The sequence below is a fragment of the Bacteroides sp. ET489 genome (genome assembly GCF_030518095.1).
In the GTDB taxonomy this organism is placed as follows: Bacteria; Bacteroidota; Bacteroidia; order Bacteroidales; family Bacteroidaceae; genus Bacteroides; species Bacteroides ndongoniae.
In genome coordinates this window covers 13,677-26,755 of record NZ_JAULLJ010000013.1, presented here as the reverse complement: position 1 = coordinate 26,755, position 13,079 = coordinate 13,677, and the positions used below count along the sequence as shown (strand labels likewise).

The following is a 13,079-nucleotide window of genomic DNA, read 5'->3' as shown; positions in this document are numbered from 1 at the left end:
TTAGAAATTGGCTCTTACTGTGAACGTAAACTGCTTGGGTACCGGAGCGGCCACACCACCAGAATTGAAGAATTCCGGATCCTGTCCGTTCAGCTTCTTGTCGGCATAAATCAGGAAGAGATTCGTACCTTGCACTTTCAACGAAAGGCCTTTGACAATCTTCTGACCACCCAGCAGGCTCTTCGGGAAATCGTAACTCAACGAAATCTCTTTCATTCGGATGAAACTACCGTCGGCAATACGTGCATCAGAATAGTTGTATGCGTTGTAACCATAGTTCATGTTGCTGTACTTATTGTTATCACGTGTACTGGCTATGACGGGGATATCGGTAATCTTCTCGTTGCCCGGCATCATCCAGCGGTTCTTGAATTCCTTGGGAGTAGCGTCCAGGTCGTTGTAGCTGCGCGCGAACCGAGGATCGAGACGAACCTTGTTGCCTGCGGCATAAGTAATAAACACATTCAGCTTGAAGTTCTTCCAGGTAAAAATGTTACCGAAACTACCGGTAATGGTCGGATCTTTTGGACCTTCGTACTTCAGGAAATCCAGATTTTCCAGCTGCTGGAAGTTGATACTACCGTATTGGGTCTTATCCACCAGTTTCCCGTTCCACATAAAGGTCGGATAACCGTCAGAATCAAGTCCGGCAAAAGGTATGGAGAAGATACTACCCCACTGGTAGCCTTCGCGTTGTCCGTAACCGGTCACAAGATCGAACAAATAAGTCTGTGATTTAAGGTCGGTAATCTGCGTCTTGCTGTAACCGAAAATAAAGTCGGTACTCCAGCTAAAGTTCCTGGTAACGATGTTGCGGGTCGAAAGAGTGGCCTCGTAACCGTGCGACTTCATGCTGGCCAGGTTGGCATTGCGTCGTGTTTCACCACCCACACCTTGTGTCAGTACGGCACCAATCAGGTCGTAGTTGTTACGCTTATACCAAGCCAATTCCAGATTAATACGGTTGTCAAGGAAACCCAAATCCAATCCGATATTCAACTCATGCTTCTTTTCATAAGTCAGGTCGCCGTTGGCCAATTCTACAATCTGCAAGCCCGATTCACCCACCGATGCACTGGGACGCCAAGGTGTGAAACTGTTGATGTTAACCACCGAGTTGGTAACGTATGACGGACCTGCGTCGGCTGTCAAACTGTAGGAGCCTTTGAGGGTCATGTGCGAAAAGGCCGGTTCCAGATGTTGGAAGAAGGATTCTTCGTGTACGTTCCAGGCGGCGCCTACGTTCCAAGTGGGCAACCAGCGGGCCGAACGGGCCTTACCCAGACGGTTGGTTCCTTCGTAACGGATCGTTCCCGTCAGGCTGTAGCGTCCTTTATAAGAGTAAGTTCCGGTAGCAAAGTAGGCCAGCATGCGTTTCTTGGTATTGTACAACGAATAATAGGTAGAATTATTTTCGCGCATCTTCTTGAAAGCATGATAATCGAAATACGGAATCTCACCATTCTCGTACTGCATACCCCAACCCTCGAACGAATTGTTGCTGCGGTCGACGGCATTGGCTTCCATACCGGCATACAGGTTCAGGATATTTTCTCCTCTGAACACCGTGTTGTAGCTGGCTGCCGCACGGAAGTCCCAGCTGAGCATGCGATAATCGGTCTTATTGTAGAAACCACCATTTGGCAAAATACTGAAAGGCAACGAATTGAGTACATCCGGATCGGTATAAAGCCAGGTATTGCTATTGCGTATGGTGGCATCGTCCATGGCACGATAAGCCATCGCCTGGTTGGACGACTCCAATATTTTATGTTCCTGCGAGGAAGAAGAGTATTTGGCTGCTCCCAACACGCTCAGTTCAAGTCCCTTCAGCGGTTTCCATTTCAGTTCGCCCTGAAAGCGCAGATCCACGACGTTCAGGAAGATGTTATTGGTATTCAACTCGTTGAAGATGTTGAAGTCGGCATAGTTACGGGTATAGATTTCGTCCGGATCCAGCGTACGCGAAGTGTTCAGTGCATACGAATAGGGATTGATATCGAAACCACGCGATACCTCGCCCGACACAGCGTCGCGCGACTGACCAATGGTACCGGGTGCCTTCTGCTTACGATAAGAAGCATTGCCGATAACGTTGAGCGACAGTTCCTTAGTCAGGTTATAAGTCGTATTCATATTAGCCGTATAGCGTTGCACGCTACTGCTCTTCATCCATCCCGGATCGGTCATCACACTGAGCGAGATGTATGAGTTCGACTTCTCCGTACCGCTTGATATGCTCACCGAGTGGTTCATCATCAGTGCATTGCTGAAAAGCAGGTCGAACCAGTCGGTATTGCGGTATTCGGCTGCCCGAAGGTATTCGTTACGGGCCTGCACCGTATTGAGCAAACCAAACTGGCCTGTCACAGGGTCGTATGTATTGATAAGGTGATACATTCGGCCGTAAACGCCACTGTTGGCAGCCCGGTAGGTACCGGCCAAATTCAGCCAGCCTTTATTCTGCAACTCCTTGTATACGCCCATCTGGTCTTGCGAGTTCATGATGTTGAACGTACGGTACGAAGGCTTCAAGCGGGTAGTAAACTCACCGGTATAGCTGAACCGGGTAGTACCGGCCTTTCCTTTCTTGGTGTTCACTACAATCACACCTGCCATGGCACGGGCACCGTAAATAGAGGTAGCCGAACCGTCTTTCAGAATCTGAAAACTCTCAATATCATCCGAGTTCAATCCGGCAATGGCCGAACTGATCAGTGTAGTGGCATCGCCCGAAGAAAGGTCGTTGGCTCCGATCTCTACCACATCCTCCATGATGACTCCGTCCACCACCCACAAAGGTTTGGAGTTACCGTAAATAGAGGTGGCTCCACGTACCCTGATTTTGGGTGCCGTACCGAACGTACCCGAAATGTTCTGTACGGACACACCTGCCGCACGTCCTTCCAGGCCACGGCTGATGTCGGCCATACCGTCCAGTTTCACATCGGCGGCAGACAATTGGTCGGCTGCTCCGGTAAAGAGGCGTTTGTCCACCTTGGTCATACCGGTTACCACCACTTCTTCCAGCATCTCGGAATCGGGCATCAAAACCACTTTCATATTCTTTCCACGCGTGATCTGCACAACTTCCTTTCTGAATCCGATAAAGGAAATCTGCAATTCTTTGGCCGATGCAGGCAAATTGTCCAACCGGAACTTGCCATCAACGTCTGTTGTCACTCCGACCGTTGTGCCGACCACCAATACGGAAGCCCCGATAACCGGCTGATTGTCTTCACCGGAAATGACGACTCCGCTTACTCCTGTCTGTTGCGCTGTCATGGAAGCAATTCCTACAAAAAGGAAAAGCAATGACACAAGAAGTTTGTTTTTCATGCTCTTTGATTTTAGATTAGTATATAAAGTTAAAGAATCATCAGAAAACGTTTTTTCATACCTGTCATAATTTGGTCCTCCTATAAGTATAATATTTCCATTGCCGGAGTGTTTCCCCGGCGTGTTTTTCAAAAAATAGATATCTGCAAGGCTTTTCAATCCTTACTTATATAGGGTGGAATTAAGAAGAACAAGGAGACCTCCTGTTGCTATCATAATACTCTCTCTCAAAAATTATGAATAATTTATTTGGATTTCACAAATATATATATCCTTGCATATATTTTACTATAATCAGGCATGTTTTATAACATAATTACTAAAATTGTTCAAAAAAGGTTTCCATTCGTTTGCAGAAAAAAGCGTTCGAGAACCTCATGACAAAGAAAACCGGTTATCATAGACAAGGCTATATACAAACACATTGCGCCTTGACGCCAGTCGCTATACGTACAACCGGCATCAAGGCGCAATTCGTTTTATATCAGTACTCAAGTTTCGCAAGTGCGAAACTTGTAGAAGTTAAAGGAGTTAAAAGGAGTTATCGCCCGTCTTGGACAGGCTTAGGAGTTAAAAGCCAATAGAGAAACAAACAGCTCACAATGTATCGGCTTAACTCCTTAACTTCTTAACTCCTTAACTACAACCGATTAATAAACTTGCGAAACTTATATCAGTATATATCGGTGGTGACTTCTAAAAATGACAAGAGATGCCCAGCTGCGTAGTCAGCACAAACAAGCCGAACTTGTCACGCTGCTTCCAAGGGATGAAATCAGCTTGTACTTCCGACGGATTGAGCGGCGAATAGAGGGCATTTACCTCCAGACAGACACCCCAGTGGCGGGCAAAGGTGTATTCCAGATTAAGAAAGGCGTTAAGCCCCACACTGGAAGCAGACGTCTTAACATCGGGATGGCCGGAAAAAGTCGATTTACTTTGATAGTGCACATAACCGGCACCTCCCCCCATCGTGCCAAAGCAGGAGGGAAACAGCGTTGTCCGCTTCAAGTAAGACGCCTGAGGAGCCACATACAGCAGGTTGACTTTCTCCTTCACTCCCTCGTCGCGGAAACGTTGCGAGTGCATATCATCATACAGCAAAAGCCCATACCCCACACTGTTAGAGGAAGAATAAGTCATCAGCCGGAGCGTATTGGCCACACCACCGCCCTTGCCATCCACATCCCAAGCCGAAATGCCATGCGACGAAGCGTAACCCGCAATTCCCCAACTATATGTAAGCACAACCGACCTTGCAGCCGGTTCGGCATCGGTCAGGTATATCTTCTGCGCCCGAAGCGCAAAGACACCCGAGAACATCATAAACAGCCATACGGCAAGCAATCTGTTCAAAGAGAAAATCAGAACCTTTTTTCCCATGTTCTTACAATATTACAACGTGAATAACTACCTAAAAACCGTCTATTCCTCTTCCATCAAAACCCGATCTTTCAGTTTCCAAATACGGATATGTAGGAAGAAATCAGAAAGAATGACAAACAAGAAAGGCAAATCTAAAAAAGCCCATATATCACTTCCGACATCAATTATCCATATACATTTAAAAACAATTGTCAGAAAGTGAAGACCAAGAGCAACCCATAAAAAACGGCGCCACATACGAACCTTCGAATCATGTTCAAATTTGGCATTTTCCAGAAATTGCTCCGACTGTTTTTTATCCCGCAAATACTGGCGCACATAAAACCCGACACACCCCACCAACAACACAGTTACCAGTAAATAATACACCCAATTGTACCGGAACATCATACCGATAAACCAAGCCCAAAAGAATATAGTCACCAAAGAGACTTGCATCGCATTCCATCTGAATTTCGTTTTCATACATACACATTTATAAGTTTCTACAAATAACGTTTCACAGACATATTTCCTAATCGTTCAATGAGTAAAAGCATAGAAAACTGTACTTAACGCCAAAGTAACGTTAATGACCACGATGAAAATGTTTCTGATTGTAATGTCAGTCATGAAAACGTAGCATAACACAGAACATAGAATGGCTGCCAAAAGCCATTTTCCAAGTTTCTGCAATGGCGGTTTGGCTACTTGAACTCGTTTGGAAACCAATTCCCCAATCAGACTACCACTCATTGTAAACATCAAAGCCATAGAAAAAGAAAACAACCTATTGTTCTCTTGACATAAAAGGGACGTTGTGAATCCTGCAATAGCCAAGAAATAATAAATCAGGGGAGCAATTAATTTCTTATTCATGGTTCTGAAATCAGTTAGCTATTTCTTAAAAATAAGAGCGTACAGAAAAATAGATGTCACCTCGGAACAGTTTCAGCTCATTCCGTCCTTCCAATTCTACCTTATGGCCATTCATTTCATAGGAAGAAGCCTTGCCGCCGGTAAAAGAGCACCCAAGCCCGGAGTACAGATTAGGATACAGCCGATAGTAAAAAGAGCAATCGAAATTCGAAGCCCAAAAACCTTTTTTTGCCTTAAAACTTTCTCCGTCGCAAACACCGCTGTTTTTATAATAAGCATATCCTGCGCCGCACATAAAATCAAAAATCAACCGATCCGTCACATCGTACCGGCAACCGATTTGGGGAGCCAAATAATTCAGCGACAAATCGCTGTTGACCCATTCACCGCTATGCAACGCAAAATCTGCCGTAGCTCCAAAAAGATTATACTTCAGCCCCACCTGAAAGTTTTGCTGAAATCGATACGTGGCTTTAATGCTGCCCGAAAAACCCTTATCATATTGCTGCCGATAAATTTCTCCAAAAGGAGAAAGATTTGTAGTCCCGAACAATTTACCGCCACCTAAATCTACCGAAATCGCGACTTTTTCCTTACGCTCTTGTTCTTGTGCAACACAAATCAAGCAACAAAACAAACAGAAACAAAAAAGAATACTTTTTCTCATAACCATAAATTGAATTTAAACAAGATTATTTCTCCGCCTGCAAAGCCCGATCTTTCAACTTACGAATCCGATTATCAAGAACTACGCTGCAAATAAGAATCAGAATCGTTGACTGACATTCAATGATTGAGATGACAACCACATCGGACACCCATATCCATGTAAAAACAAAGGAAACAAATGCAATCCCCAGACTTATCCACAGCAAACAACGCCATTTCCGGACATTCGAATCATTAGCAAGCAACAGATCTGCTTCACACGAACAACATTCAGAATTACTTCTGTCCTGCAAATACAACCTCCAATAAACCCCGATACAACCTACTAACAGCACAGTTACCAATGAATAATATACCCAATTAAACCGGGACATCATGCCAAGGATCAAAGTCTAAATGAATATATTCGTCAAAGTGACTTGCATCGCATTCCATCTGAATTTCGTTTTCATAAATACACTACTTTAAATGTGACAATAAAAATGAATCGGGAAAAAGAAAAAGTTGCCTACGAAAAAAATTAGATTAAGGATATAATTTATCGTAAAGAGACTCCATTTTTTCAACTTCAAGTGGCAGGCATAAAGTTAACAAAGAATAGAGCTATAGCGTTTTCGGCTCGAAATTTACTAAAATAAATATAAAAAGCAAAATATTCTGCCCCTTTTTTCTTTTCCTGCACACTGCTGCTTCCACACTTGTATGGCTCCTGTTCCACACTGGTGTGGCTCGCGAGAAACACTTGTACGGCTCGCGAGCCATACAAGCAATACTCGTGGAGATTGCAAACAATACTCGTGGGAATTGCAGGCAATACTTGGCGGGTTTGTGAGTCATACTCGCGGGCTTTGTGGACAGAACCCGGCGGCATTGCTTGCGATAGGCGGCAGGATTGCTTGTGTCCTGGCCGGACATTGCTTGTTGTGGTGACTGACTTTTGATGTTACACGGCTAAAAAACAAACATTCGGGATTTTGGTTTCACGGCTTCACCACGTATTTTTCATGCTGATATACAAGGGAATATGGTGAAACATCATGTTTCACAATCGCTACACTGAAGGTAAGTGAAACATAAATCGGGATGGTGGTACTACACATTAATTTTTTCTCAGTTAGAGAAAAATTTTTTCCTAACTGGGAATTTATTTTTTCCTAACTGGGGAAAAAATGCAAGACTGACATTGCTGTCACCCCTTCCAGGAAATCCGTTCTGCCAGAATTTATCGTAAGCGCGGAGACGCTTACACAGTGACACTAGCCGTGAAACATATCTTTCACCGGAAAAGGTTTGTAATGAAAGAGTTACGGCAGGGTGAAAGCGTGAAGGCTATTTCGGAAAAATCAAACATCATACAGGGTGAAAGCACAAGTTGAGCCCCCAAAGTCCCTCTTTAGCAGTGTAAAGTCCCTCTTTGCAAAGCCGAAGTAAGACTTTGCGTACCGACTTGTCGGTTGCTGAAAAATGCCACAACAACTTCCCCGCAGCTATTCGCGCATTCCCTAATTATCCGTACCTTTGCACCCGAAAAAGGAGAAATACGATTATGAGACAAGACCCTAAACATATCCGCATCAGCGAGTTCAACTATCCGCTGCCCGACGAGCGCATCGCCAAGTTCCCCCTGCCCGTACGCGACCAGTCCAAACTATTGGTTTACCGCCACGGACAGGTGACCGAAGACCGCTTCACCTCCCTGCCCGACTACGTGCCGGCAGGCAGCCTGATGGTGTTCAACAACACCAAGGTCATTCAGGCCCGCCTGCACTTCCGCAAGGAAACGGGCGCACTGATCGAGGTTTTCTGCCTGGAACCCATCGAGCCAAACGACTACGTGCTGAACTTCCAGCAGACTGAGCACGCCGCCTGGCTCTGCATGGTGGGCAACCTGAAGAAGTGGAAAGAAGGCCCCCTGCGCCGCGAGATGACCGTAAAAGGACGCCCGCTGACGCTGACTGCCGAGCGGGGCGAGTGCCGCGGCACCAGTCACTGGGTGGACTTCCACTGGGACAATCCCGAGGTGACCTTTGCCGACATCCTCGAAGTGTTCGGCGAGCTGCCCATCCCGCCCTACCTGAACCGCGAGACACAGGAAAGCGACAAGGAGACCTATCAGACGGTCTACTCCAAGATAAAAGGCTCCGTAGCTGCCCCTACAGCCGGATTGCACTTCACGCCCCGCGTGCTCGACGCACTCCGCACAAAAGGCGTTGACCTGGAAGAACTGACGCTGCACGTAGGTGCCGGCACCTTCCGCCCCGTGAAGAGCGAAGAAATCGAAGGGCACGAGATGCACACAGAGTACATCTCCGTATCGCGCGGCACGATAGAAAAGCTGATAGCCCACGAGGGGCAGGCCATAGCCGTAGGCACCACATCGGTGCGCACGCTCGAAAGCCTCTATCACATCGGCGTCACCCTGTTGCAGAACCCTGACGCTACGGAAGAACAGTTGCACGTCCGCCAGTGGCAGCCCTACGAAATGGAAGGCGAAGCCCCAACAGCGGTCGAAGCCCTGACGGCCGTCCGCGACTATCTGGACCGTCACGGCATGGAAGCCCTGCACACCAGCACACAGATCATCATCGCCCCGGGCTACGACTACCGCATCGTCCGTGCCATGGTGACCAACTTCCACCAGCCACAGAGTACGCTGCTGCTGCTCGTCTCGGCCTTTGTCCACGGCGACTGGCACACCATCTACGACTATGCCCTGGCCCACGACTTCCGTTTTCTGAGCTACGGGGACTCGTCGCTGCTGATACCGTAAGATATTCACCACAGAGGACACAGAATCGCACAGAGTTCTTCCAAAGGAAACAATCTATACTTCGTGATCCGGTATCTTCTGTGGTGGCAAAACATATAAGTCATGAATCAAGACAACAACCAAGAAATGTTTCCCCTCGTTGATGAAGAAGGGAATATCATCGGTGCCGCCACACGCGGCGAGTGCCATAACGGCAGCAAGCTGCTGCATCCCGTCGTACACTTGCACGTATTCAACTCGCGTGGCGAACTCTATCTGCAAAAGCGTCCTGAGTGGAAGGATATCCAGCCGGGCAAGTGGGACACGGCCGTAGGCGGGCATGTGGATTTGGGCGAAAGTGTAGAACAAGCCCTCCGTCGTGAAGTACGCGAAGAACTGGGTATCACCGAGTTTACGCCCCAGCAGGTGACACACTACGTCTTCGAATCAGCCCGCGAACGCGAACTGGTCTTCACCTATAAAACAGTTTACGACGGCCCCGTCAACCCCAGCGACGAGCTGGACGGCGGACGCTTCTGGCCCATCGAAGAAATACGTGCCAATCTGGGAAAAGGAGTCTTTACGCCCAATTTCGAGGGAGAGATAGAGAAAATCATTTAAAACAGTGAAGGTGTGTCAAAACTTAGTTATGGTATCTGACTCCCCTCCTTCTGGAAGGAGGAGAGTTTCAGATACTTTTGTTTTTGACACCCTCATGCAAACCGGACATACCAGAGCATAAAAAAAGAATGAAGAACCGTCCTGCACAAGGCAGGAAATTCTTCATTCCTCATTATTCGTTCTTCATTTAATAGCGTTTATTTCGCCAGTTCTTCGATTACCTTCATAATCTGCTGACCGATTTCTTCAGCTTCCTCCTGTGTGTGAGCCTCGCTGTATACACGGATAATCGGTTCGGTATTACTCTTACGCAGGTGTACCCACTTCTCGGGGAAGTCAATCTTCACACCGTCGATGTCGTTGATTTCCTCGTTCTTGTAGATTTCCTTCACCTTAGCCAGGATGGCGTCTACATCGGTTTCGGGAGTCAGGTCTACACGGTTCTTAGCCATGAAGTAAGCAGGATAAGTAGCACGCAGTTCGCTCACCTTCTTGCCTTCGTGTGCCAGATGACTCAGGAAGAGGGCAATACCTACCAAAGCGTCGCGTCCGTAGTGGCTGGCCGGATAGATGACACCACCGTTGCCTTCGCCGCCGATAACGGCACCTACTTCTTTCATCTTCGTGGTTACGTTTACTTCACCTACGGCCGATGCGTAGTATTCCTGTCCGTAGCTACGAGTCACGTCGCGCAGGGCACGAGTCGAGCTGAGGTTCGACACGGTGCTACCCGGTGTATGCTTCAGGATGTAGTCGGCTACGCTGACCAGTGTATATTCTTCGCCGTACATGCGTCCGTCTTCGCAGATGATGGCCAGACGGTCTACGTCGGGGTCTACTACGAAAGCTACATCGTTCTTGCCGGCTTTCATCAGGTTCATGATGTCGCCCAAGTTCTTCTCCAACGGTTCGGGGTTGTGCTGGAAGTCACCTGTAGGCTCGCAATAGAGTTTTTCAACGTGCTTCACGCCCAGTGCTTCGAACAACTGAGGCAGGATGATACCGCCCACGGAGTTCACGCAGTCGATGGCTACGTGAAAGTCGGCCTTGCGGATAGCTTCTACGTCCACCAGGTCGAGAGCCAACACGCTATCAATATGCTTCTGGTTATAAGTCAGGTCTTTGCGGTAAGTTCCAAGTTTGTCCACTTCGGCGTATTCGAAAGCCTCGGCCTCGGCTATGCGGAGCACCTCGTTGCCTTCTTCCTTGTTCAGGAATTCACCCTTTTCGTTCAACAGTTTCAGGGCATTCCACTGACGGGGATTGTGTGAAGCGGTAAGGATGATACCACCGCTGGCACCTTCCATCGTAACTGCCAGTTCGGTAGTCGGTGTAGAAGCCAGGTCGATATCGACCACGTCCCATCCCATACCCATCAGGGTACCTACCACAACGTTCTTTACCATCTCGCCGGAAAGGCGGGCGTCGCGGCCTACTACAATTTTGTTGCTTTTAACGGTACACGTCTTACGGATAAGAGTGGCGTACGCTGAAGTGAATTTCACAATGTCGAGTGGATTGAGTCCCTCGCCTGCACTGCCGCCGATGGTTCCGCGGATGCCGGAAATAGATTTAATCAGTGTCATAGATAATAATTTAAATTATTTGGTTAGAAATGAAGTATCAATATATCTGATATTTACGTATGTCGTAGAAATAAGGATACACATACTGGCTGGCAGTCTGGTGTCCCATCTTCGAAGGAACAATCAGTTTTACATGAGCACGGTCGCGCACATAAGAAAGAGGCACAAGCCAACCCGGCGGTACAGCCGTTTTATAATAAGAAAGCATATAACCGCTTATAAAAATGCCGGCAATGGAAGAAGAGGTTACCTGATAGAGGAACTCGTCTACATCGACTGCATTGATGTTGGACAAAGTTGTGTCCTTGTCGAGCAGGCTGTACTCCATGAAGCGTACCAGAACAATGTCGTTCGGCTTCACCGTATCGGCAGGATTTTCGGAGCCTTTGTCTACGATGTTCATGTAGACTCCACTGGCCAGCTGTACGTATTCGTTCTCGGCCGTCATCGAATCTTGTGCATAGAATTCGCTTTGCGAGATGACTTTGATGCCGTGTTCGTTGATGAAGTCGGCAATGGCGGCATCTTCTTCTTCGCGCATCTCGGCGTAAGTCTTTGTATTGTCGCAAGCCTGAAAAGCCAGGCTCAGTGCGAACAGGGTAAATAAAAATAAGGTAAGTTTCTTCATTTCTGTCAATTAGTAATTCTGTACAAAAGTATCTGATTTCCCCGAATATTGAAAGCCACGGACTGAAAGTTCGTATCTTTTAACCTTTCGTCACGTATGCAAGGCGTTGTGCACGGCTGCATACGGCACCGTAACGGTCTACTTCAGCAACAGGGGCTTGTATTTTTCCAACGCCTGTTCGAACACTTTTTTCGCTTCTTCCATCGTTCCGTAGAATTCGCCTCCCGAAGCGTTCAGGTGTCCGCCACCTCCGAAAAACTCGGCTGCCAGCTGATTGCAGGGGAAGGTGCCGACCGAGCGCAGCGATACCTTAATCATAGGCCGTTCGGTGTCCTCGCGCAGGAAACAGGAGAAGACAACGTTCTTGATGCTGAGCGGAATGTTGACAAATCCTTCGCTGTCGCCACGGATGTAGCTGAACTGGCTCTGTTCTTTCTTGGTCAGCGTGATGAGGGCAGCACGGTGCTCATGATAGACCTTCATCTGCGTCAAGACGTGCCCCATCAGACGCAAACGGCTTTCGGAATAAGTATTGAACACCTTGCGGTAGATCTCGTCTTTATCGATGCCTTTGGTGAGGAGTTCGCTGATGATGAAATAGATTTCGCGGTTGTTCGAGTTATACGTGAACCCGCCCGTATCGGTCATCATACCGGTGTAGATGCATTCGGCACACTCGCGCGTGATATCGCTGAAGTAGCCCATGCGGCAAATCAGACGGAACACCAGCTCCGACGTCGACGAAATCTGCGGATGCGAAATGGTAATCTTACAGAAATCCTCGGGATGCAGGTGGTGGTCAATCAAGATTTTGCGTGCCGGCGAGGCCAACACAGCTTCCTTCATGGCGTCGATACGGCTGGTGGCATTGAAGTCGAGGCAACAAATAACGTCGGCTTCGGCTATCAGCTTGTCGGCAAACTCCTTATAGCGATCGTACAACAGAATGTCCTTACTGCCCGGCATCCACTTCAGGAAGTCGGGGAAAGCGTTCGGTACAATCACGTTAGCAGTCTTATCCTGCGAGTTCAGGAAGTGCCACAATCCCAGCGAAGAGCCGATGGCATCGCCGTCGGGACCCACGTGCGACACAATCACCATCTTGTCCGCACGGTCCAGCCATTTGGCAAAATGGTCGATATTGGCTTGTTCAATAACTTTCGTCAACATGTTCTTTTCGTTTTACTTCGAAGCGGCAAAAGTACAAATAAAGTTTGGAAGGACAGGCACGCCGGACGAAATA

General features: G+C 47.7%; 10 protein-coding genes. 2 read left to right on the top strand and 8 right to left on the bottom strand.

The window, feature by feature from the left end; all coding sequences use genetic code 11:
- From Q3C19_RS09240 to Q3C19_RS09220, 5 genes are all read right to left on the bottom strand, one after another.
- The gene (locus Q3C19_RS09240) at positions 1–3,339 is read right to left on the bottom strand and encodes a SusC/RagA family TonB-linked outer membrane protein (protein ID WP_277122080.1); all 3,339 of its coding nucleotides are present in this window, start codon (positions 3,337–3,339) and stop codon (positions 1–3) included.
- Between the two features lie 696 nt (positions 3,340–4,035).
- On the bottom strand, positions 4,036–4,722 hold the full coding sequence (locus tag Q3C19_RS09235; RefSeq protein ID WP_302728848.1) for a hypothetical protein: 687 nt from the start codon (positions 4,720–4,722) through the stop codon (positions 4,036–4,038).
- A 42-nt stretch (positions 4,723–4,764) separates the two neighbouring features.
- Positions 4,765–5,190, bottom strand: a complete 426-nt coding sequence (locus Q3C19_RS09230; RefSeq protein WP_302728846.1) for a hypothetical protein — start codon at positions 5,188–5,190, stop codon at positions 4,765–4,767.
- A 57-nt stretch (positions 5,191–5,247) separates the two neighbouring features.
- Positions 5,248–5,583, bottom strand: a complete 336-nt coding sequence (locus Q3C19_RS09225) for a hypothetical protein (RefSeq protein WP_071150530.1) — start codon at positions 5,581–5,583, stop codon at positions 5,248–5,250.
- Between the two features lie 25 nt (positions 5,584–5,608).
- The gene (locus Q3C19_RS09220) at positions 5,609–6,250 is read right to left on the bottom strand and encodes an outer membrane beta-barrel protein (protein WP_159434523.1); all 642 of its coding nucleotides are present in this window, start codon (positions 6,248–6,250) and stop codon (positions 5,609–5,611) included.
- Positions 6,251–7,798: 1,548 nt separating this feature from the next.
- Between Q3C19_RS09220 and Q3C19_RS09215 the strand changes: the two genes are divergently transcribed.
- Both Q3C19_RS09215 and Q3C19_RS09210 read left to right on the top strand, forming a co-directional pair.
- Entirely contained in the window at positions 7,799–9,022 is a 1,224-nt protein-coding gene (locus tag Q3C19_RS09215; protein ID WP_302728843.1) for an S-adenosylmethionine:tRNA ribosyltransferase-isomerase, read from the top strand.
- 102 nt (positions 9,023–9,124) lie between these two features.
- Positions 9,125–9,622 carry an NUDIX domain-containing protein gene (locus Q3C19_RS09210; protein ID WP_302728841.1) on the top strand — a complete coding sequence of 166 codons (498 nt, stop codon included), beginning with the start codon at positions 9,125–9,127 and terminating at the stop codon, positions 9,620–9,622.
- Between the two features lie 197 nt (positions 9,623–9,819).
- On the opposite strand, the gene glmM is transcribed toward Q3C19_RS09210, so the two are convergent.
- From glmM to Q3C19_RS09195, 3 genes are all read right to left on the bottom strand, one after another.
- Entirely contained in the window at positions 9,820–11,208 is a 1,389-nt protein-coding gene (gene glmM, locus Q3C19_RS09205; RefSeq protein WP_022163767.1) for a phosphoglucosamine mutase, read from the bottom strand.
- A 37-nt stretch (positions 11,209–11,245) separates the two neighbouring features.
- Positions 11,246–11,836, bottom strand: coding sequence for a DUF4827 domain-containing protein (locus tag Q3C19_RS09200; protein WP_277122922.1), 591 nt, complete (start codon positions 11,834–11,836; stop codon positions 11,246–11,248).
- A 138-nt stretch (positions 11,837–11,974) separates the two neighbouring features.
- A complete protein-coding gene (locus tag Q3C19_RS09195) occupies positions 11,975–13,006 on the bottom strand; it encodes a bifunctional oligoribonuclease/PAP phosphatase NrnA (RefSeq protein WP_022163765.1) in 1,032 nt (343 codons plus the stop codon).
- Between the last annotated feature and the right edge of the window lie 73 nt (positions 13,007–13,079).

Coding starts and splice junctions, on each gene's coding strand:
- Q3C19_RS09240 (WP_277122080.1), bottom strand. CDS start 3,339: ATGAAAAACAAACTTCTTGTGTCATTGCTTTTCCTTTTTGTAGGAATT.
- Q3C19_RS09235 (WP_302728848.1), bottom strand. CDS start 4,722: ATGGGAAAAAAGGTTCTGATTTTCTCTTTGAACAGATTGCTTGCCGTA.
- Q3C19_RS09230 (WP_302728846.1), bottom strand. CDS start 5,190: ATGAAAACGAAATTCAGATGGAATGCGATGCAAGTCTCTTTGGTGACT.
- Q3C19_RS09225 (WP_071150530.1), bottom strand. CDS start 5,583: ATGAATAAGAAATTAATTGCTCCCCTGATTTATTATTTCTTGGCTATT.
- Q3C19_RS09220 (WP_159434523.1), bottom strand. CDS start 6,250: ATGAGAAAAAGTATTCTTTTTTGTTTCTGTTTGTTTTGTTGCTTGATT.
- Q3C19_RS09215 (WP_302728843.1), top strand. CDS start 7,799: ATGAGACAAGACCCTAAACATATCCGCATCAGCGAGTTCAACTATCCG.
- Q3C19_RS09210 (WP_302728841.1), top strand. CDS start 9,125: ATGAATCAAGACAACAACCAAGAAATGTTTCCCCTCGTTGATGAAGAA.
- glmM (WP_022163767.1), bottom strand. CDS start 11,208: ATGACACTGATTAAATCTATTTCCGGCATCCGCGGAACCATCGGCGGC.
- Q3C19_RS09200 (WP_277122922.1), bottom strand. CDS start 11,836: ATGAAGAAACTTACCTTATTTTTATTTACCCTGTTCGCACTGAGCCTG.
- Q3C19_RS09195 (WP_022163765.1), bottom strand. CDS start 13,006: ATGTTGACGAAAGTTATTGAACAAGCCAATATCGACCATTTTGCCAAA.